16 protein-coding genes and 1 tRNA gene are annotated in these 21,194 nt (G+C 46.6%); 15 read left to right on the top strand and 2 right to left on the bottom strand.

All coding sequences use genetic code 11. The features are described from left to right. Nucleotides 1-299: 299 nt before the first annotated feature. From tkt to trmA, 10 genes are all read left to right on the top strand, one after another. Nucleotides 300-2,300, top strand: coding sequence for a transketolase (gene tkt, locus ACFQ45_RS05500; protein ID WP_377365983.1), 2,001 nt, complete (start codon nucleotides 300-302; stop codon nucleotides 2,298-2,300). A 69-nt stretch (nucleotides 2,301-2,369) separates the two neighbouring features. Next, on the top strand, nucleotides 2,370-3,401 hold the full coding sequence (locus ACFQ45_RS05495) for a type I glyceraldehyde-3-phosphate dehydrogenase (RefSeq protein WP_377365982.1): 1,032 nt from the start codon (nucleotides 2,370-2,372) through the stop codon (nucleotides 3,399-3,401). 27 nt (nucleotides 3,402-3,428) lie between these two features. Then, complete coding sequence (locus tag ACFQ45_RS05490) at nucleotides 3,429-4,592, top strand: phosphoglycerate kinase (protein ID WP_377365981.1); 1,164 nt, start codon at nucleotides 3,429-3,431, stop codon at nucleotides 4,590-4,592. Between the two features lie 251 nt (nucleotides 4,593-4,843). Continuing rightward, nucleotides 4,844-5,911 carry a class II fructose-bisphosphate aldolase gene (gene fba / locus ACFQ45_RS05485; RefSeq protein WP_377365980.1) on the top strand — a complete coding sequence of 356 codons (1,068 nt, stop codon included), beginning with the start codon at nucleotides 4,844-4,846 and terminating at the stop codon, nucleotides 5,909-5,911. Between the two features lie 98 nt (nucleotides 5,912-6,009). Next, nucleotides 6,010-6,094 (top strand) — tRNA-Leu (locus ACFQ45_RS05480). 153 nt (nucleotides 6,095-6,247) lie between these two features. Next, nucleotides 6,248-7,333, top strand: a complete 1,086-nt coding sequence (locus tag ACFQ45_RS05475; RefSeq protein ID WP_377365979.1) for a type 1 periplasmic-binding domain-containing protein — start codon at nucleotides 6,248-6,250, stop codon at nucleotides 7,331-7,333. After that, nucleotides 7,321-9,876: a PAS domain-containing protein gene (locus ACFQ45_RS05470; RefSeq protein ID WP_377365978.1), complete on the top strand. Its 2,556-nt coding sequence runs from the start codon at nucleotides 7,321-7,323 to the stop codon at nucleotides 9,874-9,876. Before ACFQ45_RS05475 ends, ACFQ45_RS05470 begins: the two co-directional genes overlap by 13 nt. 10 nt (nucleotides 9,877-9,886) lie before the next feature. Next, the gene (gene mtnN, locus ACFQ45_RS05465) at nucleotides 9,887-10,582 is read left to right on the top strand and encodes a 5'-methylthioadenosine/S-adenosylhomocysteine nucleosidase (protein WP_377365977.1); all 696 of its coding nucleotides are present in this window, start codon (nucleotides 9,887-9,889) and stop codon (nucleotides 10,580-10,582) included. Beyond that, nucleotides 10,583-11,575 carry a hypothetical protein gene (locus tag ACFQ45_RS05460; RefSeq protein ID WP_377365976.1) on the top strand — a complete coding sequence of 331 codons (993 nt, stop codon included), beginning with the start codon at nucleotides 10,583-10,585 and terminating at the stop codon, nucleotides 11,573-11,575. Nucleotides 11,576-11,657: 82 nt separating this feature from the next. Next, nucleotides 11,658-12,752, top strand: a complete 1,095-nt coding sequence (gene trmA / locus ACFQ45_RS05455) for a tRNA (uridine(54)-C5)-methyltransferase TrmA (RefSeq protein WP_377365975.1) — start codon at nucleotides 11,658-11,660, stop codon at nucleotides 12,750-12,752. Nucleotides 12,753-12,771: 19 nt separating this feature from the next. Here the strand turns inward: trmA and ACFQ45_RS05450 are convergent, their stop codons facing one another. Continuing rightward, a complete protein-coding gene (locus ACFQ45_RS05450; RefSeq protein ID WP_377365974.1) occupies nucleotides 12,772-13,191 on the bottom strand; it encodes a hypothetical protein in 420 nt (139 codons plus the stop codon). 219 nt (nucleotides 13,192-13,410) lie between these two features. On the opposite strand from ACFQ45_RS05450, the gene serA reads away from it, so the two are divergent. Then, nucleotides 13,411-14,640 carry a phosphoglycerate dehydrogenase gene (gene serA / locus ACFQ45_RS05445; RefSeq protein ID WP_377365973.1) on the top strand — a complete coding sequence of 410 codons (1,230 nt, stop codon included), beginning with the start codon at nucleotides 13,411-13,413 and terminating at the stop codon, nucleotides 14,638-14,640. Nucleotides 14,641-14,720: 80 nt separating this feature from the next. Here the strand turns inward: serA and ACFQ45_RS05440 are convergent, their stop codons facing one another. Beyond that, nucleotides 14,721-16,691: a methyl-accepting chemotaxis protein gene (locus ACFQ45_RS05440; protein ID WP_377365972.1), complete on the bottom strand. Its 1,971-nt coding sequence runs from the start codon at nucleotides 16,689-16,691 to the stop codon at nucleotides 14,721-14,723. Between the two features lie 294 nt (nucleotides 16,692-16,985). Here ACFQ45_RS05440 and ACFQ45_RS05435 point away from each other — a divergent pair, with 294 nt between their 5' ends. The 4 genes from ACFQ45_RS05435 (at nucleotide 16,986) to ACFQ45_RS05420 (ending at nucleotide 20,933) form a co-directional block, all read left to right on the top strand. Continuing rightward, on the top strand, nucleotides 16,986-18,098 hold the full coding sequence (locus ACFQ45_RS05435) for an extracellular solute-binding protein (protein ID WP_377365971.1): 1,113 nt from the start codon (nucleotides 16,986-16,988) through the stop codon (nucleotides 18,096-18,098). Nucleotides 18,099-18,182: 84 nt separating this feature from the next. Continuing rightward, nucleotides 18,183-19,265 (top strand): ABC transporter ATP-binding protein, encoded by a 1,083-nt coding sequence (locus ACFQ45_RS05430; protein WP_377365970.1) that lies wholly within the window; start codon nucleotides 18,183-18,185, stop codon nucleotides 19,263-19,265. Beyond that, nucleotides 19,258-20,145: an ABC transporter permease gene (locus tag ACFQ45_RS05425; protein WP_377365969.1), complete on the top strand. Its 888-nt coding sequence runs from the start codon at nucleotides 19,258-19,260 to the stop codon at nucleotides 20,143-20,145. The genes ACFQ45_RS05430 and ACFQ45_RS05425 overlap by 8 nt, the downstream gene beginning before the upstream one ends. Next, entirely contained in the window at nucleotides 20,142-20,933 is a 792-nt protein-coding gene (locus ACFQ45_RS05420; RefSeq protein WP_377365968.1) for an ABC transporter permease, read from the top strand. The genes ACFQ45_RS05425 and ACFQ45_RS05420 overlap by 4 nt, the downstream gene beginning before the upstream one ends. Nucleotides 20,934-21,194: the final 261 nt, after the last annotated feature.

The raw sequence follows: 21,194 nt of genomic DNA, 5'->3' as shown, positions 1-21,194 counted from the left end.
ATTAAAGGGCTAAACAGGCATTCTGTGCTTCTGTTTAGCTGAATTTATATAGCGTCCGCAAGCCGAAACAAATCGACGCTGTGGTGCGAATAATGGACTAGGTGCGGCTAAAATTCAAGCAGTACGGCGGTTTTGATGGGCGTTTATGATGCTTTTTTGTTATGCTCTCCACCATCTTTGTGCAATTTCATGTTCTTTGCCTAATTACTGGGCATATCATGCCCCGAGTCGTTGCATGGCAGAGAGATAGCATGGAAAATGAAATGACATTTCGTACAGTAACCAGGAGTGGATTAACAATGCCGTCTCGTAAACAACTCGCCAATGCCATACGCGTTCTTAGTATGGATGCCGTTCAAAAAGCAAAATCAGGACATCCAGGTGCACCAATGGGCATGGCCGATATTGCGGAAGTGCTTTGGAATGACTTTTTAAAACACAATCCGAGCAACTCTAAGTGGGTTGATCGTGACCGCTTTGTGTTGTCTAACGGTCACGGTTCCATGTTGATTTACTCTTTGCTTCACCTATCTGGCTACGATCTAGGAATCGAAGACCTGAAGCAATTCCGTCAGCTACATTCTAAAACCCCAGGTCACCCAGAGTACGGCTACACTGATGGTGTTGAAACCACTACAGGTCCATTGGGCGCAGGTATCAGTAACGCTGTAGGTATGGCGATCGCAGAGAAAACTTTGGCGGCGCAATTTAACCGTGAAGGTCACACAGTGGTAGACCACAACACATACTGCTTCCTTGGTGACGGCTGTATGATGGAAGGTATCTCCCATGAAGCCTGTTCTTTAGCGGGTACTTTAGGTCTTGGTAAATTGGTTGCGTTCTGGGATGACAACGGCATCTCTATCGACGGTCACGTTGAAGGTTGGTTTACTGACGACACCGCTAAGCGCTTTGAGTCCTACGGTTGGCACGTGATCTCAGGTGTTGATGGTCATGATCCAGAAGCGATTAAAGCAGCAATTGAAGCCGCGAAAGCGGAAACGTCTAAACCTACATTGATTTGCTGTAAAACGATTATCGGTTTTGGCTCTCCAAACAAGTCTGGCTCCCACGACTGTCACGGTGCGCCATTGGGTGACGAAGAGATTGCCGCAGCACGTGAATTCCTAGGTTGGCCCCATGCACCATTTGAAATCCCTGCTGACGTATACGAAGGTTGGGACGGTAAAGCGAAAGGTGCTGAGGCTCAATCTGCATGGGAAGCGCAATTTGAAGCCTACAAGGCCGCTTACCCAGAACTTGCTACAGAATTCGAACGTCGTGTGATCAAAGGTGAATTGCCAGCAGACTTTGCTGAAAAAGCGGCTGCCTACGTGAAAGAATGTCAGGAAAAAGGCGAAAACATCGCCAGCCGTAAAGCGTCACAAAACGCCATCGGTACTTTCGGCGCTATGCTTCCAGAATTACTAGGTGGCTCTGCTGACTTGGCGGGTTCTAACTTGACCCTATGGTCTGGTTCAAAAGGTATCCAAGAAGATCCAGCCGGCAACTACGTATTCTACGGTGTGCGTGAGTTCGGTATGAGCGGTATTATGAACGGTGCTTCTTTGCACGGTGGCTTCATCAACTACGGCGCGACTTTCATGATGTTTATGGAATACGCTCGTAACGCTGTGCGCATGTCTGCCTTGATGGGCATTCAAAATATCTTCGTTTACACCCATGACTCCATTGGTCAAGGTGAAGATGGTCCAACGCACCAGCCAGTTGAACAGCTTGCTAACCTACGTATGACTCCTAATATGTCCGTTTGGCGTCCAGCAGATGCAACGGAAACAGCGGTGGCTTGGGCTGCGGGTATTCAGCGTCGCAATGGTCCAACGTCTTTGGTTTTCAGCCGTCAAGGTTTGCCTGCGTTGGCGCGTACAGAGGCCCAAGTTGCTGACATCGCTAAAGGTGGCTACGTGCTGTCTGATTGCGAAGGTACACCAGAGCTAATCTTGATCGCCACTGGTTCAGAAGTATCATTGGCTCTTGAGTCTGCAAAAGTGTTGGCGGAGAAAGGCACTAAAGTGCGCGTTGTCTCTATGCCATCTACCGATGCGTTTGATGCACAAGATGCTGCCTACAAAGAATCTGTCTTGCCAAGCAGTGTCACTAAGCGTGTTGCCATTGAAGCGGCGCATGTGGATTACTGGTACAAATATGTTGGTTTTGGTGGCGCTATGGTGGGCATGCGTACGTTTGGTGAATCTGCACCAGGCGGTGACTTGCTGAAACACTTCGGCTTCACGGTAGACAATGTTGTTGAAACCGCAGGTAAACTGCTAGAAGCCTAACGGCATCACAGCAAAAGGAGGAGCGTTTGAGCTCCTCTTTTTTGTTGTAAGAACATGAATAGAAGGGCTATGTTGCGAGTAGCGATTAATGGTTACGGCCGAATTGGTCGATCTGTACTGCGTGCGATTTATGAAAACGGCTTCCGAGACCGTTTGCATGTGGTCGCAATTAACGAATTATCTGATATTGAAACCATCAGTTATCTCACCCGATACGACACTACACATGGTCGGTTTCCTAAGCCTGTTTCCGTACGTGGTCAGAATCTAGTGATCGGTGAAGACGAAATCTTTTGTACTAACGCAAAAGCCCCTGAAGACATTGATTGGGCAGAACTGAATGTTGACCTAGTGTTGGAGTGTTCTGGGGCGTTTTCTGCTCGTGAGCAGGTACAACGCTTTGTGGATGCTGGTGTGCCCCGTGTATTACTGTCTCAACCAGCCGATGCGGAAGTAGACGCCACCATTGTGTATGGTTTTAATGAATCTAAGGTCACCGCTGAACAGACGATTGTTTCGGCGGCGTCCTGTACCACAAACTGTGTGATCCCTGTGTTGGATACCTTGCAGTCCCTTGCTGGGGTCGTCCATGGCACCACTCAAACGATTCACTCGGCGATGAATGATCAGCCTGTGATTGATGCTTACCATACCAATGACCTGAGACTGACTCGGTCGGCTATCAGTTCCATTATTCCTGTTAATACGGGATTGGGCAGAGGTATTGCCCGTCTGATGCCAGAGTTGGCGGGTAAAATTGGTTGTAACGCGATTCGTGTGCCGACCTTGAACGTATCCGTGATTGATATGGTGATCCAAACAGAACACCCTGTGACAGTGGAACAAGTCAATACGGCTCTGCAGGTGGCGGCGTCTTCAAAATACGCGAACCTGCTGGGCTACACCCAAGAGGCCCATGCCTCAGTCGATTTTAACCATGATCCTCGATCTGTCATTGTAGATGGCACCCAGACCCAAGTGGTGGATGGTCATATGGTTAAATTATTGTGTTGGTTTGATAACGAATGGGGTTACGCTAATCGTATGTTAGACGTGGCCTGCTATTGGCAAAAATTATTGGTGGATGGTGCGCAGCACTAGCAATTTTAAAACGACGAGGAATCGTGCATGACCGTAATTAAAATGACCGATTTGGATCTTGCGAACAAACGCGTGTTGATTCGTGAAGACCTTAATGTGCCGGTAAAAGAAGGCAAAGTAACCAGTGACGCACGCATCCGTGCAGCGTTGCCAACACTTAAGCTAGCGTTGGAAGCGGGTGCCAAAGTGATTGTGATGTCCCATTTAGGCCGTCCAACGGAAGGCGAATACGAAGAACAGTATTCGATGCAGCCGGTGGCTGATCATTTGGCCGGTTTACTTGGCCAAGATGTGCCCCTAGTGAAAGATTGGCTAGACGGCGTCGACGTGGCTGCTGGCCAGTTAGTCTTAGTCGAAAACGTTCGCTTCAACAAAGGCGAAAAGAAAGACGACGAAGCCCTTTCTAAGAAAATGGCGGCCTTGTGTGACATCTATGTCATGGATGCGTTTGGAACTGCCCACCGTGCTCAAGCATCGACCCATGGTGTGGGTAAGTTTGCGCCAGTTGCCTGTGCTGGACCATTGCTAGCAGCCGAGTTAGAAGCCCTTGAAAAAGCCTTGGCTAAACCTGCTCGCCCAATGGCAGCAATCGTAGGTGGCTCAAAAGTTTCAACGAAGCTGACGGTATTGGAGTCTCTTTCAGATAAAGTGGACCAACTGATTGTAGGTGGTGGTATCGCCAATACATTCCTAGCGGCTGCAGGCTTCCCAGTGGGGAAATCTCTTTATGAAGAAGATTTGATCCCGCAAGCGAAAGCCTTGATGGAAAAGGTCAGTATTCCTTTGCCTGAAGACGTCGTTGTTGCCACTGAGTTCGCTGCAGACGCAGCAGCAACAGTAAAAGATGCTAAAGATGTTGCGCCTGATGACATGATTTTGGACATTGGCCCTAAAGCTGCGGCTAAGCTGGCTGGCTTGTTAGAAAGTGCGCAAACGATCATTTGGAACGGCCCTGTCGGTGTGTTTGAGTTCGATCAGTTTGGTGAAGGCACCAAAGCATTGTCTATGGCGATTGCTAACAGTGATGGCTTCTCTATTGCCGGTGGTGGTGACACCTTGGCCGCGGTAGATAAGTACGAAATCGCGGATAAGGTGTCCTACATTTCTACTGGTGGTGGTGCTTTCTTAGAATTTGTTGAAGGAAAGGTGCTTCCAGCTGTTGCTATGTTGGAGTCATGCACGCAAAATTAGTGTAAAGCTTAATGCTTATGCTTGAATAAGACAGGGATAACCCTGCAGGATGAGATGTCACGGAGATGAGCGTCTCATCCCTATAATAACTAACACTTAGAGAGTGACCGGTCTGTCATTAGACAGAATGACAATATAACGATAAGGCGAAAGCCACATGTGACACACATGCGCATGAATAACAATCACAGGGTGATTCGTACGGCTTTGCCTGCTAACCACCAAATACTTCATTGTCAGAGGAAACTTTTATGCCTTTAATAAGTATGCGTCAACTGCTAGATCATGCTGCAGAGCATGATTACGGACTGCCTGCATTTAATGTGAATAACATGGAGCAGGTCAAAGCGATCATGGAAGCCGCTGACGAGGTCAACTCGCCAGTGATCATGCAAGCCTCAGCAGGGGCGCGTAAATATGCAGGCTCTCACTTCCTTCGCCACCTGATTGCAGCGGCGATTGAAGATTACCCACATATCCCGGTAGTCATGCACCAGGATCACGGTACGAGCCCAGCAATCTGTCAGCGCTCGATCCAACTTGGCTTTTCATCGGTTATGATGGATGGCTCCTTGAAGTCGGACGGCAAAACACCAGCAGACTACGATTACAATGTTGACGTCACTCGTCGTACCGTTGAGTTTGCACATGCTTGTGGTGTGTCTGTTGAGGGTGAATTAGGTTGTTTGGGATCACTTGAAACCGGCCAAGCTGGGGAAGAAGATGGCGTGGGTGCGGAAGGCATTCTTGACCATTCCCAGATGCTAACAGACCCAGATGAAGCCTTCGAATTTGTGGAAGCGACCGGTATTGATGCTTTGGCCGTTGCCATTGGTACTAGCCACGGTGCCTACAAGTTCACGCGTCCACCAACTGGCGATATCTTGGACATCGAGCGTATTAACCGTATCGCGGAACGCTTGCCAAACACTCATATCGTGTTGCATGGCTCGTCTTCAGTGCCACAAGATTGGTTGGAAATCATCAATGAGTTTGGTGGTGAGATCCCAGAGACTTACGGCGTACCTGTAGAAGAAATCGTAAAAGCGATTCGCTACGGTGTTCGTAAGGTAAACATTGATACGGATTTGCGTTTGGCGGCAACGGGCGCGATTCGCCGTAGCTTGGCGGAGCACAAAGGCAACTTTGATCCACGTAAATACTTGACTGAAAGTATCAAAGCTATGAAGGCAGTTTGTATCGATCGTTATGAAGCCTTTGGTTGTGCAGGTCAGGCGTCTCGTATTAAGACAATTGACTTGGAAGAAATGGCCATTCGTTACGAGCGTGGCGAGTACGCGAACGGTCGTCGCTTCTAAAACGGGTATCCGCGAGCATTTAGGCATATTTTTTAGGTGATTTTGAAAAAAAACTATTGACCCTAAAACTGATTAACCTATAATGCTCGCCATTCCAAGCGGGAGTGGTGGAATTGGTAGACACGCTGGATTTAGGTTCCAGTGCTTCACGGCGTGAGAGTTCGAGTCTCTCCTTCCGCACCAAATTAAAAAAAGCTGACTTTAAGTCGGCTTTTTTTTCGTCTGCAGTTTATTTCAGGTGTGTTCCCGTTAGAATGTCTTGATTCCCCATTGAGATGTACTCTAACAATGCGCTTTGATGTCCGTTCTTTATGCCTATTGCTTTTAATGATCCCCATGATCAGTTGGGGGGGCGTGTTCGGTCAAAAAGGTGTCACCCTGCAGCGCTTCTTAGAAGAAAACCCTGGCCAACAGGCCTTGCTTGATCAACTCGCAGTACGTGTGCATTCGCTCCCGGCCCCAATAAACTCCCTTCAAACCGCGACACTTCAAATTGGCGTGATTTTCTCTGGTAGCGACAGCGATATCGAAAATAAAGCCTGGCTGATTGCGTTCAAGCGTCGCATGCAGATCTTGCGAATTGATTATCGGTTGGATGTCTACTATCTCCCCAATGGCCACGATGTGAGAGATGTAGTGAGGGCATTTGACGCGGTAGGAGTGTCACGCTTTGATTATTTAGTGATAGATAGTGTAACTGAGTATCTACGTCCCGAGTTAGAGCGTGTGCTAAAACGTGATTACCCAAAAGTCATTATGTTGAATGTTTCCACTCCCTTTCGTGTTTGGCGCTTTCATCCGCCGTTAGTTTATATTGGGGTAGATTATTCTCAGTCTATGGGGCGATTAGCCAGCTATTTGGATCGTCGGCTAAGTAACGATGCAACCATTGATGTGGTGACTGTGGAAGATGCTTATCTCTATGACAGCCGATGTAGTACCTTTGTAAATGCTCTGGAAACGGTTGGTCGATCCGTTCGCGATTATTATATTGTGGCGGATTCATCTGAAGAAGGGTATCGAGCGGCCATGTCATCCCTTGACCACAGCAGTCTTCACATTGATGATGAAGACACTGGTCGTGAGCAGTTTATTTTTGCCTGCACGCCGAATATCAGTCTAGGTGTGTGGGAGGCGCTCAAAGCAGCACAAGTTCCCTATTCCTATACCAATAGCTGGAGTGGTCAGGCGCCGTATCCAGGGGAGTCTTCCAGGCCCAATTTATTGGTTACAGTTTTGGGTATGCATGACAATATGGCTATAGCAACGGCAGAAGTGGTCAAGGCGCATATGGAGTCTCGTCTTTCCCCCATGGTTTATGCCGAATCCTCGCAATTGATTACACAAGAAATGGATGAACAAACGTTGAACATCATTTACGAGCAGGCATTTATTTATTCGAGGCCCCTATGGCCTCAGTGAGTTTAAAGCGGCAGTTTACCCGCCATTCAGGCTTTGCTTTTACCTTAATTGGACTGCTGCTGATCGGCATTCTCTGGGCCACGGATTTTGCCGCGCGCCAAGACCAAGCGGAGCAGTTGTTAAAACAAAGGGCTTTGGCGGTTCAAGTAAACTTTTCGGCTTATCTAGATCGTGCTGAGTTTGAAGCGAAATATTTGGCCCAGCAAGTAGGTAAAGAGGGTGATTTAGATAGCTTGTTCCAGCTCCATGATGTGTTGTTTTTTGGTGGCTTAGATTTTTTCTATGTGCAACTGTCGGATGGGCAGAGCATGTTAGACCCTCGCTCGCGTCTTTATACTCGTGATGCGTTAAATGTTTTATCAAATAAAGCACGGCTCAATTATTGGATGAGATTAACCTCAAGTGAAGGTAGTGAGCTGCTGGTGTTCAAAAAAGTATTGCCTGTGGATGACGTCGGCAGAAGTAAAGGCTACCTCTATGGCTTTATCTCACTCGATAATAACCTAGCCTTATCCAGCGATCTTATGTCCGGAGCGGATGTGGACTATATGAGATTGCAAGATTTAACAGGCAAGACCTTATTTGAAGATACGCTTCCGAGGTTGGATGATGAGACGGTGACTATTGGTCATACTAGCGTGCTCTCTTTGCCAGCATTGGTCGATAAATTTAAGGTGGAGCTAAAGCTTATCCAGCCCTTGTCAGGGAGTGTCAGTCAATGGTTCTTATTGGCTTGTGGTGCTGTGGTATTTGGCATAGCCCTGTTGTATTGGTCTGTGCAGTACTATGCTCGCCGCTGGATGTATCGGCCCCTGTCGTCCATGCCTACGATGGCACAGAAGTCTAATGTAAGCTTTGAAGAATTTGAGCCTCTGATTGCGCAAATGAATCGCTTTCAAACTCAGCTTAAAGCTGGTGAGCAGCATTTGCATCTCCTCTTGGATTCCCTCCAGTCAGCTATATTATTTTGTGATGAGTCCGCCCGCGTCACGGCTATCAACCAAGAAGCGAAAACTATTTTCCCTGATTATGGTGTTGCAAAGACGATTTTTGACATGGCACCGTTAGATTTCCATCAGCCCATTCAGAGCGCTTTGAAAGGTGACTTTGGTGGTCGTTTCGAACTAGAAGCAGAACATGTAAACAAGATCTATGAGTGGCTGACTTACTCTTTCGTAAATGAGTATGGCTTTCGTGGTGTGATGTTGGTTGGTAGAGATATCACTGAGTTGAGGCGTTTGGCTTGGCATATCGATAACTTACATCCGAATAACGCTTTGGATCGTCCGCGTCCCGAACCCGAAGTTTTGATAAATGAAATGAGTTTATTAGATCGAGACTACGATGAGGTTGACGCTGTTCGACCTGAATATTGGCTAAGGGCAGTTCATGGTTTATTAAGCGCCCTTTCTAACCAGGCTGAAATCGCGACCTCTGAGCAGACTTTAGGCGATCTTTTTATTGAGCAATTAGAGACAGTAGGGCGCATATTTCATTTGTCGTCTGGGCAGTTAGCAGAGATTGAACTTGGGATGCCATTAACGGCTGCCACGAGAAAGGCGCGTTGGAGTTCAGACCATAAATGTTTGTTGCAAATAGCACTTTTGCTTTGTCTTAATGGCAACATGGCCGGTCGTCGACTAATGATTGATTGGCAAGTAAGTAAGTTAACGATTTCAGTTCAGGGGGCCTCTGAACCCACTCCAATTCTAGCGTGGTTGCTAGAAGTGCTGCCTAAGCTTGTGAAAGGGCGGGTGTTTTATGAAGGCTCAGGGCGTATTACCTTACTATCAACGATTGAGCCGATAGGAGCTGATGAGGATAATAGCGGCCTTGCTTACAAAGTAGTCGCATTCATAGAAAATGATTTTTATAGTGCTGCGAAGGTTAAGGCCTTACTTACTGGGTTAAATATTGAGCTGGATGTTTTTGGTTCGTTCGATGAATTCTTTCATTCCAGCCGGGCGCAGCTTGTTCCCTATGACGGTTTGTTAGTCGGCGTAGGGGATCAAAGCAAAGCTGAAAAAGGTATTTCTCGCCTTATAACCATGTGTGATGAGGCATCCGATTTACCTCTGCTTTACGTTGGCGATGTGAAACAAGAAGACCCATATCCTAGGCTTCCTCACAGCCACTTATTTAGTTATGGCATGTTAAGAGCTTTGCAAAAAGTCTTTACTAGGCCCACTATCAATCTGGTAGAAGGTTTCAAGCGTGAACAGCAGTGGTTGTTAGTTGGGGGGAGCGCCTTAGTACAGGCAGTCTGGCAAACTGAGTTGAGAGCGCAAGGTGTGACCGCCCGTAAAGAGCCTGATATGGAGCGTTTAGAAGCCAATCTGGGCTTTAGTCCCCAGACGGTTGTTCTTCTTTTAGACAAGCACACAGCTCAAGGTCTGATGACGCTAGATTTACCGGAAACGTCAGTTGTCGTGACCGTAGAGGACTTCTTAGAGCGTCCTGATTTTATAAAATATTTTGAAGTGGGAGCTGCGCTCCCAAGTGCAGATCAAGTAGCTGATTTGTGTCGGCGATTTAAAACATAAGGTAAAAAACATGAGTGTAATTGGTTTAATCGGAGCGATGGACGAAGAAGTTGCTGTGATCAAAGAGTGGATGACAGACGTCGTTGAGTCCAGTGAAGCTGGCTGCGATTTTTACCATGGCAAATTAGATGGTAAAGAGGTTGTGTTGCTGAAGTCTGGGATCGGCAAAGTTAATGCTGCTATCTCCTCGACACTACTGATGACCAAGTTTGCACCCGCTAAAGTGATCAATATTGGCTCTGCTGGTGGCTTTGATCCTGAATTAGAAGTGGGGGATGTGATCATCTCTGACCAAGTGGTACATCACGATGTGGATGTCACGGCATTTGGCTATCAGCCGGGTCAGCTTCCGAGTATGCCTGAGACTTTCTCGGCAGATGCAGAATTAATTGCAATCGCCCAGGCGGCAGTGGCTAAGGTGGGCGAAGTTAAAGCCAAAACAGGTTTGATCGGCTCTGGCGACGTGTTTATGTGTGAAGCTGAGCGAGTTGCGCAAGCACGGGCTCTTTTCCCTTCTATGAAAGCCGTAGAGATGGAAGCGGCAGCCGTTGCCCAAGTGTGTCATAAGTTTGAAGTACCATTCGTAGTCGTGCGCTCTCTATCCGATGTGGCGGACAAAGAGTCTCCGGCAAGTTTTGAAGAGTACCTCGTCGTGGCGGCGCAAAACTCGTCAAAAATGATTCGTGCCATGTTGCAGGATATCTAAATGTTGTATTACAGGGATGTGTGTTCTCTTAAGGTGTTGTGTTGGGCAGTGATAGGCTGCCTGAGTCCCTTATCTTTCGCAGACAGCACATCCCAACCTCAGAAATCATTGGAGCCCACTCTGAAGAGTGCTTCACAGGAATGGTTTCTATCGACCCACGAAGTGATCTCCGAGAAAGTCAGTGACTGGTCAAACGGTCTGGATTCGTTCTTTTCTGGACGTCGTGACAAGGTTGCTAACCAAAGCTTCGTCAGTATGCGATTTGGTTCTATTATTGACGAAGGCGACGGTGTTTCTGGCTTTTTTAACCTAGATACCCGTATTCGTCTGCCCAACACAGAAAACCGCCTTAACTTGGTGATTGAGACGGATGGGGATGAGCTGACCCAAGATAACCGTGTGAGTGAAAACGAAGCAGGGCAAAACATTTTGCAGTCTGCTCGTAATACTCGAGTCGCCACAGCATTACGCTATATCAAGAAAGAGTGGAATACCAATGTGGACTTGGGGGTATTGTTAGATATGCCCATGGACCCGTTCCTACGATTTAAAGTCGCTCAGTCTTGGAAAACCGGTCAATGGCAGTGGTCCCAATCGGAGTCGTTATTTAGCTATTACTCTCTGGGAAATGGCGGGCGTTACAGTCTTAAAGCTGACCGAAGGATTAATGATACCTATAGTACGGGTGTGGACTTTGGGGCGACCTATTTGGATTCTGACTCGCAAACCTATTGGCGAGAAAACCTTTATCTGACCCATGCCCTTAATCGTGACAGCAAACTACGCTATCAATTAAGTTATCTACAATATGGGTGGCCTAATCTAACGTCTGATACCGTCCTTTACTTTGTTCAGTATCAGAAGCTCTTGTATGAGAACTGGTTAATTGGCGAAGTGAAGCCACAAATTGCCCATGCAAGGGACAATGATTATGAAGCGGCTCTGTCCCTGACTTTGTCATTAGAAGTGCTACTGGGACAAGAGTACCTATAGCGGCAGTGATTCAGGTGTTCGCAAAACAATCGGACTCTTTGTATAATGCCGCGCCTCCACGAACCACTTGCGGAAATCATGCATGAGACCGGACCAGATTCAGCCTGAGCAATATGATGCTCAGCTACAAACAAAGAAAGATACTTTGATTGCCCTAATGGCAGATCAGAACTTGCCAGAACTCGAAGTATTTGAAAGTGCGCCAAGCCACTACCGGATGCGAGCAGAGTTTCGTATTTGGCATGAAGGTGACGACTTATTTTACGCCATGTTTGATTCTGCCGACCCGCGTCAGCCTATTCGTGTCGATCAGTTTATTCCGGCATCTGCGTTGATTAATGAATTAATGCCTAAGTTATTGGATGCCATTCGAGACATTCCAGTGCTGCGTCATAAGCTTTTTCAAGTGGATTTCTTAACGACCACAACGGGTGAAGCGCTTATTAGTATGCTGTACCACAAGCCCATCGATGAGGCCTGGCATGAGGCTGCAGTGGCTTTAAACGAGCAGTTCCCTGCGTGTCACTTTATTGGTCGTAGCCGTAAGCGTAAGCAGGTGCTTACTCGCGATTTTGTTATGGAAACCTTGCGAGTGGGTGGTCGTCTGTATCATTACCAGCAGGTGGAAAATAGCTTTACTCAGCCTAATGCTGGCATCAGTGAAAAGATGCTGGAATGGGCGTTGGATGTGACGCAAAACTGTTCTGGCGATTTGCTAGAAATGTACTGTGGTAATGGAAACTTCTCCATACCTTTATCTCGCCGATTTGATCGTGTTATTGGTACTGAAATTGCCAAAGTGTCAGTGAATTCAGCCAGTTTGAATATTGCCATGAACGGCGTTAAGAACGTTCAAGTGATTAAAATGGCCAGTGAAGATGTGTCTGCCGCCTTGAATGGAGAAGGGGAGTTGCCTAAGGCACTGGTACAAGCTGGTATGGATACCCTCAACCCATCAGTGGTGTTGGTTGATCCGCCGCGGGCTGGATTGGATGATGCAACGGTAGAGTTGGTGCGTAAAGTGGACCAGATTCTTTACATTTCCTGTAATCCAGAGACGCTAAAGAATAATTTGGAAGCGTTGAGCTCTACTCATGAAGTTAAGCGTTTCGCCATGTTTGATCAATTCCCATATACCCATCACGTTGAAGCTGGGGTGTTTTTAGAGCGACGCTAAGTCGCTCTAACTTGGGGTGTTAAGCGGAAAAGTCGATGGTTTGGCCAAGAGCGGTGTCAGGGCTGACATTGTATTGGGAAGCAACGCTCGCGCTTTGGCTTGAGTTAGATGGTGTGCCATTCAATGTGGCGCCTGAGGTGCCGGAGACTTCTGCTGCTAATGCGGAGTTATTCACCGTTGCATTTGTTCCAAACTGAGATTCTGACGTTGGATCTGCCACCGTTGAGTCGGCCAATGTAGAAATGTCAGAAGCTTGTGTAACGGTCGTCTGTTGAATGCTTTCTAGGGCTAACTGTTGTGCTTGAGGTGAGATCTCAACGCTCACATCTACCGATGTAGGAGCTACGCTGGTCGTCGCCGAACTAGCGGTAGTCCCAGTCGATGTTTGACTCGATACCGGGCTGACGTAACCATTGTTATTAAGTTCTTGGATGTCCATAGAACACCTCGTTGTTTGAAATTTGATCAGTATATTCTAGTGGGCTGGTCAGTACATCTCCAGTTAAATTGCGTAAAAAAGACGTAATTTATCGTTGAGTTGAGTTTTGCTCCAGTCAAGATGAACCACATTCCTCTATCTTTGCTACGTCTATTTGGGTTGTGTGTTAACATAACCCCTTAAAAATCCCCCATTACCATAGAGAAGTCAGAAGAAGCGATGAGCAATACCTCTTTAGATAAATCAAAGATCAAAATTTTATTGCTGGAAGGCGTGCATCAATCTGCTATCGAAGCGTTGAACGCTGCCGGCTACGACAACATTGAATACCATAAAACTGCCCTAGCAGAAGATGAGCTGATTGAGAAAATCTCAGAGGCGCATTTCATCGGTATTCGTTCCCGTACTCAACTTACTGCTAAAGTACTGGAGCATGCGAACAAGCTTGTAGCTGTTGGCTGTTTCTGTATTGGCACAAACCAAGTGAACTTAGACGCAGCCTCTGAAAAAGGTATCGTTGTTTTTAACGCGCCTTTCTCAAATACACGAAGCGTTGCTGAGTTAGTGATTGGTCAGTTGATTCTTCTACTTCGTGGCATTCCAGAAAAAAATGCTGTGTGTCACCGTGGTGGTTGGATGAAGTCTGCCGTAGGGTCTTACGAAACTCGCGGTAAGCGTCTGGGTATTGTTGGCTATGGCAGCATAGGTACTCAGTTAAGCGTATTGGCAGAATCCTTAGGCATGGAGGTTTGCTTCTACGACATCGTGACGAAATTACCATTAGGTAACGCACGTCAGGTTAAATCTTTAGAAGAGTTGTTATCTACGTCAGATGTCATCAGCTTGCATGTTCCTGAGACGGCGAGCACTAAGATGATGATCGGTGCTGAAGAAATCGCGCAAGTGAAAAAAGGCGCTATTTTCATTAACGCCTCTCGCGGAACAGTAGTAGATCTAGATGCCTTAGCTGAGTCTATCAAAGCGGGCAACATTTCTGGTGCAGCGATTGACGTATTCCCGGTTGAACCAAAAGGCAACGCAGAAGAGTTCGTATCCCCATTACGCGGCCTAGACAATGTTATTTTGACTCCGCATATTGGTGGCTCCACAATGGAAGCACAAGAAAACATTGGCGTGGAAGTGGCTGAGAAGTTGATTCAATTCTCTGATGTCGGTACGACAACTGCTGCAGTGAACTTCCCTGAGGTGGCATTGCCTGCACAAGCGGATAAACACCGTATTCTACATATTCACGAGAACCGTCCAGGTGTGTTGTCTAAGATCAACGCTATCTTCTCTGAAAATGACATTAACATCACAGGCCAGTTCTTACGTACAACTGAGAAACTTGGCTACATGGTAATGGAAGTGGATGCAGACGAAGGCGAGCTTGCACTTGAAAAAGTGAAAGAAGTAGAAGGCACTATTAAAGCACGAGTGTTGTTCTAATCTCATTTGATCCCTTCAGAACAAAAAAGCCGATACAGTGTGTATCGGCTTTTTTATAGGTGTCGCAAACGCATCCAGTGTTAGCGAATACCCAGAGTGGTCGTAATATCTTGGATCTTTTTGCGAATATTCGCTGTCATCTGTGCTAGGAACTGTTCAGATTCTTCTGCTTGTTCGCGTACCCGATCAACGGTCTCTGTCAGTAAGCTTACACTACGCTTTTGTTCTTCTGCGTAACCTGTTGCTTTACGGGATAAGACTGAAGACTGCTCCGATTTTGTTTGAACTTCCTGAGCCGAGTGTCCCAGCTCCACAGTGAGGTTACGTTGATCGCCTGTCACTGATTCAATAAGCTCCAAGTTTTTGCGTAAGTTAGTCGTCGAAAGGGTTAGTGAATCAAAAATGGCGGTAATCTCAGCGAGAGAATGTTGAGTGCGGCCAGACAGAGTGCGCACCTCATCGGCCACCACAGCGAATCCTCGACCCGCTTCACCTGCTCGAGCAGCTTCTATGGCGGCGTTGAGGGCGAGTAAGTTGGTCTGCTCGGCAATGTCTCGAATACCTGTCACGATTGAGTTGGCGCTGGACACGGACTCTTCAAGGTTTACCAAAGCGGACTTACTGCTTTGCAGTTGCTCTACTGTTGCTTGGTTTGCTTTTTCCAAAGAAGACGCTTGTTGAAGACTGGTCTGCATGGCCACGCTGGTTTCTCTGGCGTAGCTCTCTACCTCTTTAGCGCGAACCTCCGCTTTGTTTGCCAATACGTCCACATGGCCAGCTTGCTCTACAGTTTGCTCTAGGGCCTGTTTAGATGCCATGCTGATGTCATGAACTTGGCCAAATGCGTTCAGCATTTCGTTCAAGGACGCTGAAATGTTTTGTAATTCATTGTCCCTTTGAACCCGTTGTGCAGCGATTTGCTCAAGGTAGCGATTTAAATAACGAGCGACATCAGACAGCTCATTTTTGCTATTGGCAACGGCGAGAGTATGAATGTCATCACTCTCAACCAAGGCTTTCACTGCATTGTATAAATCCTTAGCACTGTTGACGACGACTCGAGTTTGGAATAGGTGGGTGATGATGGTGGTTAAGATCATGATAACCACGAAAGCGCCAAATGCGATTAAGGTATTGCGCTCGGTTTCAGCAGTCGCGGCCTTAATCGTTGCTGTGCCTTTTTCAAGCTCCTCTTCTAGTTGAGAAATGAGCTGACGAATATTCTGTTTGGCTTGGTCTGCTTGAGCGATAACCTCTAGGCTCGTATTCACATCTTTTAAGTATCGATTTGACCAAGTGTTAAGCTCGCTTTTCGTTTCTTCAAAGGCGTCCGACACCTCATCTTCGTCTTCGTCACTACCCCAACCCATCAGGGCTGATAGGTCGTCTCCTGATGAGTCCTCTGAGTCATCACTATTTTGCCAGGCAGGTAAGGCGCTGAGCTTAGACACCTGCTGAATAAGTAATTGATTGGCTTGAGTAAGGTTGTTGCGATTGTCATCAGACGGGCTGTTTAAGAATTCGCCTGAGGCCTGACGCATTGTCGAAAGTGCTGCGAATATATTGCCTTGGGCTTTGAGGTACTGCAGCACCAAATCTGAATCGATGCTGCTGTCTGCATTGTTGAGCTCTTGGTTTAAATACTCCAACGACAGCAACATTTGGCGTTCGTTGTTCTCAATTAAAGCGTAGGGATTTCCCGACAGCTTTCCTGCCGCTCTCACATCGGATTGTAAACTGTTAGAGATGGCCGCAAGACGTTCTGATAACGAGATCTGAAGTGATTCAGGCAAAGTGGCTAGTAGAGGGGTAATGGTTTCGGAGATAAAAAGCTCGGACTCATTTAATAGAGAGGCTTCTCCAGTCGTTAAGTAGTGCTCGATCCTTTGTTCTAATTGAATGGCAGACGCTTCCCACACCGTATTAAAGGCCTCGTTTTGTTCAAAGGCGTTACGATATTTTTGAGTGCTCCAAAGTAGCAGCGCAATGAGTGCAACGGCAATCACTAGATAGCTTGAGGTGGTGATGCGGGTGACATGGGAGATTTTCAATTTAGTCTCGCTTTCAATAATTAGGCCTTGGATTGGATGGGGCTACTTTATTATCAAAATGTGACGGTTTTGTTTCAGTTTCTGGTGTGACTGGATAGATTGCTCCTCTGGAGGAAAAGTTGAAGGTTTTTTCGGCTATGAATACTGACCAAAATGTCAGTTTCTATTGACTGTTTGTTTTTTCGTCACTAAATTGAAACATTAGTCACAGATAATTAAACAAATATTTAATAAAAAGGTGGCTTTCCGTCGCCCGTCATGGGAACGAATGTCAAAAGGATACAAGGAGCTAATATGACAATTTCTCGCCGTCAGTTTATAAAGGGCGCGTCTGCTGCTGGAGCAGTGGCTGCAACGCCGTTTTCAATTGGCAACGCTATAGCTGCAACAAAAGAGCTTAGAATTTACGCATGGGCTGGTTACATTACCGATGAAATGTTGGCCGACTTTAAAGCGAAAACGGGTATCAATGCGACATTCACACCCTATGGAACTAACGACGAGTTGATGAACTCATTACGTGCTACAGACGGCACGGGTTTCGACATTATCATGCCGACAGTCGATCGTGTTCCTGGCTATGTTGATTACGAGCTGGTTCAACCACTAGATACAACTCGTATTAACTGGGATGGCTGTTTAGACAGCGCTATGTCAGGTTCCGAAGTGGGTGGAGTGGTAGACGGTAAACGTTATTTTGCTCCGTCTGACTGGGGTACTGAAGCGATTGCTTACCATAAAGACTATGCTGATGTGGATCCTAAAAATCTGAGCTACGGCGATTTATGGAAGCCAGAGCATGCGGGCGGTGTGACCGTGCGTGGTCATTCAGCACTTGTGGGCATTGGTCTTTGGCTAGAGAAAATGGGCAAGCTTCCTTACCCACTTTTAGAGTCATACAAAACAGAACAAGCCATGCGTGCTAACTTCGATGTGATCCTGAAAGAAGCGGTTAAGCATAAAGATATGATCGCTCAATTCTGGTCTACTGAAAACGAAGCGCAAGGTGCTTTCCGTACTAACGGCGCCTTGATAGGTCAAACTTGGGACAGTACAGCCTTTAAACTTGGCCAAGAAGGTGAGCCAATTGCCTACGGCGCGCCAAAAGAAGGTGCTTTGGCGTGGATGGAAGGCTTTGTCATTCCTAAAAATGCTAATAACGTCGATTCAGTCTACGAGTTCATTAACTGGTACTACACTCCTGAAGCGGGTGCTATGTTTGTGAAAGCGACGGGCTACAACTCTACTTCTAAGGGCGCTGCGGATCTTCTACCGGAAGCCACTAAGCAGTTCTTTAAAGATTCCTACTCCGATCAGGACTTGGCAAACCTATGGTGGTGGCCAATCCAAGAACCTTGGTATGTGGCGCTTCGTAACGAGTATCAAGACCGTTACCTATCTGCATAATTTATCCAAGTAACCTTCTATAGATGCCTGCTGGTTCGCCAGCGGGCATTCCGCGTTTTATATAAAAATGATTCGAGAGGCCCCATGGACAGTAGTGTTCATTTAGATGATGTAGTCATGCGTTTTGGCGATTTTACCGCCGTACAAAAGATGGATTTGAAAATAGAATCCGGCGAGTTCTTTAGCTTTCTAGGGCCTTCTGGCTGCGGTAAAACCACTATTTTAAATATGGTGAGTGGTTTCCTAGACCCTAGTGAGGGTGCCGTTCGTATCGGCGGGAAAGATATGCGTGGCGTGCCTGCTAACAAGCGTCCGACCTCTATGATTTTCCAAAATTTAGCTTTGTTCCCCCTAATGACGGTGGCAGAGAATATCGAATTTGGCCTAGAGGTCCGCGGGGTTTCGAAGGCGGAGCGTAAGAAAACGTCTGATCGTTTGTTGGAGTTAGTGGCGCTGGAAGGTAGCGGTACTAAAAAAGTATCCGAGTTATCTGGGGGGCAAAAGCAGCGTATCGCGATTGCTCGAGCGCTAGCCGTTGAGCCTCAAGTGTTGTTATTAGATGAGCCCTTGTCAGCGTTGGATTTAAAATTGCGTCAGCACATGCGTACTGAATTAAAAGAAATCCAGCGTAAAACAGGCATCACTTTTATATATATTACCCATGACCAAGGTGAAGCGCTGACAATGTCAGACCGTGTGGCAGTCATGTCAGCAGGAAAACTGCAGCAAGTGGCTGATCCCATTGCTCTTTATCGTGATCCACAAACATCCTTCGTTGCTTCCTTTGTTGGGGAGAATAATGGCATTTCAGGAACCGTCGTTGAATCACGAAATGGTGAGGCTATTATCGATGCGGGGGTGTTAGGTAAATTAGCTGGGCGTGTAGCTGAGCCCATTGCGCCTGGTGCTCGTGCGACACTCTTCATTCGCCCAGAGTCGTTCCAGTTAGGAGAAGGGGCTGATTTTGTGTTGCCAACCACTCTTGAAGAGGTGAACTTTGAAGGCTCATATCTAACCTTAAATAGCCAGTCTGCGGGAGCTCAGTCACTGGCCATTCAGCTGGCAGCTAATCAATATACTGAAGATATGGTCGCAGGGAGGGCAATGAGCCTGTCTTATCGTGCTCAAGATGCCATCGTCATTGCAGGGGAGGCCAGCGATGTATAGTCAGCTTAAAGGTCGCTTTGGCGGGCCTTTGTCAGTTGGCATCATTGCACTCATTGCGATTTGGCTAATTGGCATGGTGATACTGCCGCAGCTCTTAATGGTGGATTACTCGTTTAAGCCTAATTTGCTTCCGAGCGAAGTTGGGGGGCCAAAGGATCAATATTCTTTGGTGAATTACACCACCCTTTTCGGGAACACCATTCACTTATCTATTTTCTTCAAAACCATCTGGTCAAGTGTGTTGGTTACCTTCTTAACCTTAGTGGTCAGTTACCCGTTGGCTTTTTATCTAGCGAAAGTGGCCACGCCAAAGCAAGCGGCGTTATGTTTGTTGTTACTTATTATTCCATTTTGGATTAACGAGATTCTACGTACCTTTTCTTGGTACATCATCTTGGCTTACAAGGGGCCATTGAATGCTCTGTTATTAGGGTTGGGCTTGATAGATCGTCCAGTGAGATTTCTCTCTGGTGACGGGGGCGTTTTGATCGGTATGGTATACGCCTACATACTATTTATGATCTTTCCTATTTATAACGCCATTGAGAGTCTCGATACCAATCAGGTTAAAGCTGCTCGTAACCTAGGAGCTGGCTGGATCAGAACCCATTATCGAGTGATTATTCCCCATGCTAAACCAGGTATTGCTACCGGCTGCATTATGACCTTTATGTTGGCTGCAGGTAGCTATGCAGTGCCTGCATTGCTCGGTTCACCCGGTAGTCGTTGGTTTACCCAGATTATTTATAACTGGTTTTTTGAAGGTGGAGACTGGAACCAAGGTGCTGCTTACGCCTTCCTTCTTCTTATCATTTGTATTGGTTTTATCGCGTTGGTAATGAAAGTCTTTAAAGTAGGTTTGGGGGATATCGCACGATGAAATCAGACTCTATTCTAAAGTGGGGCGTGCGCTTCTATATTGGTGTGTTCTTTCTCTACTTGTTTACTCCCTTAATCGTGATGGGCTTGGCTACTTTTAACGATAGCCGTTTCCCAACGATCTCTCCTTGGCGTGGGGCAACCTTAAAGTGGTTTGACGCATTGGCTCAAGATGGTGCCATGTGGGAAGCGTTAGGTAACAGCGTGGTGGTTGCGGCAGGTGTGTTGCTTGTTGCTGTACCGATTGGTGTCTGTTGTGCGTTGTTTCTTTCTACCGTGGAAGGAAAAGGGAAAACGTTTTTATATTCTCTAATGATGTCTCCATTGTTAACCCCAGGCGTAATCGTTGGCATATCAACCTTGATCTTTTGGCGTGGTATGTCGGTAAACGGTGGCATTATGTTGACGGTAATTGCTCAGACAACCTTTATTGCAGCTTACGTTATGTTAATGGTGCTAGCGCGACTACAGCGCTTTGATCGAACATTAGAAAATGCCGCATTGAGCTTAGGGGCAACCCAGTGGCAAGCCTTCAGAAGAATTCTGTTGCCTTATTTAAAGCCTGCCATATTCTCCGCTGCTGCGATTGCATTTCTGCAGTCCTTTGAAAACTACAATACGACCTTGTTTGTAAAAGGCTACGATACCACTCTTACCGTCTATATCGCCTCTAAAGTCCGTACAGGATTAACGCCAGCGGTGAATGCATTAGGGTTAGTATTAATTGCTATTACAGTCGTTCTTGCTGTCGTCTATGAGTTAAAACGCAGACAAGAGCAAAAGGCATAATAAGCCACTTCCATCCAAAGCAAGATAAATTGTATAAAGAGTGAACGATTTATCTTGCTTTTGCTCAAAAATCAGACTAAAACTTAACGCCCTTGTCGGAAATATTAAGAACAAGTGACTTTTTTATTAATTCTTCAAAAAAGTACTTGCACTAAATCTGTAGATCCTTAATATACGCCCTCGCTGACACGGACAGCGCTTCAAAACAACGAAGCAGCTAGCCAAACAAACTAAGTCAGCAACGCTCTTTAAAATAGATAA

Origin of the sequence: Rhodanobacter aciditrophus (genome assembly GCF_042679525.1) — a bacterium.
Classification (GTDB): domain Bacteria; phylum Pseudomonadota; class Gammaproteobacteria; order Pseudomonadales; family Marinomonadaceae; genus Marinomonas; species Marinomonas aciditrophus.
The sequence above is the reverse complement of the archived record's forward strand: the minus strand, read 5'-3'. Positions and strand labels throughout refer to the sequence as shown.

Excerpts from the sequence above, each read along its gene's own strand:
- tkt (WP_377365983.1), top strand. The coding sequence starts at position 300 with ATGCCGTCTCGTAAACAACTCGCCAATGCCATACGCGTTCTTAGTATG.
- ACFQ45_RS05495 (WP_377365982.1), top strand. The coding sequence starts at position 2,370 with ATGTTGCGAGTAGCGATTAATGGTTACGGCCGAATTGGTCGATCTGTA.
- ACFQ45_RS05490 (WP_377365981.1), top strand. The coding sequence starts at position 3,429 with ATGACCGTAATTAAAATGACCGATTTGGATCTTGCGAACAAACGCGTG.
- fba (WP_377365980.1), top strand. The coding sequence starts at position 4,844 with ATGCCTTTAATAAGTATGCGTCAACTGCTAGATCATGCTGCAGAGCAT.
- ACFQ45_RS05475 (WP_377365979.1), top strand. The coding sequence starts at position 6,248 with ATGATCAGTTGGGGGGGCGTGTTCGGTCAAAAAGGTGTCACCCTGCAG.
- ACFQ45_RS05470 (WP_377365978.1), top strand. The coding sequence starts at position 7,321 with ATGGCCTCAGTGAGTTTAAAGCGGCAGTTTACCCGCCATTCAGGCTTT.
- mtnN (WP_377365977.1), top strand. The coding sequence starts at position 9,887 with ATGAGTGTAATTGGTTTAATCGGAGCGATGGACGAAGAAGTTGCTGTG.
- ACFQ45_RS05460 (WP_377365976.1), top strand. The coding sequence starts at position 10,583 with ATGTTGTATTACAGGGATGTGTGTTCTCTTAAGGTGTTGTGTTGGGCA.
- trmA (WP_377365975.1), top strand. The coding sequence starts at position 11,658 with ATGAGACCGGACCAGATTCAGCCTGAGCAATATGATGCTCAGCTACAA.
- ACFQ45_RS05450 (WP_377365974.1), bottom strand. The coding sequence starts at position 13,191 with ATGGACATCCAAGAACTTAATAACAATGGTTACGTCAGCCCGGTATCG.
- serA (WP_377365973.1), top strand. The coding sequence starts at position 13,411 with ATGAGCAATACCTCTTTAGATAAATCAAAGATCAAAATTTTATTGCTG.
- ACFQ45_RS05435 (WP_377365971.1), top strand. The coding sequence starts at position 16,986 with ATGACAATTTCTCGCCGTCAGTTTATAAAGGGCGCGTCTGCTGCTGGA.
- ACFQ45_RS05430 (WP_377365970.1), top strand. The coding sequence starts at position 18,183 with ATGGACAGTAGTGTTCATTTAGATGATGTAGTCATGCGTTTTGGCGAT.
- ACFQ45_RS05425 (WP_377365969.1), top strand. The coding sequence starts at position 19,258 with ATGTATAGTCAGCTTAAAGGTCGCTTTGGCGGGCCTTTGTCAGTTGGC.
- ACFQ45_RS05420 (WP_377365968.1), top strand. The coding sequence starts at position 20,142 with ATGAAATCAGACTCTATTCTAAAGTGGGGCGTGCGCTTCTATATTGGT.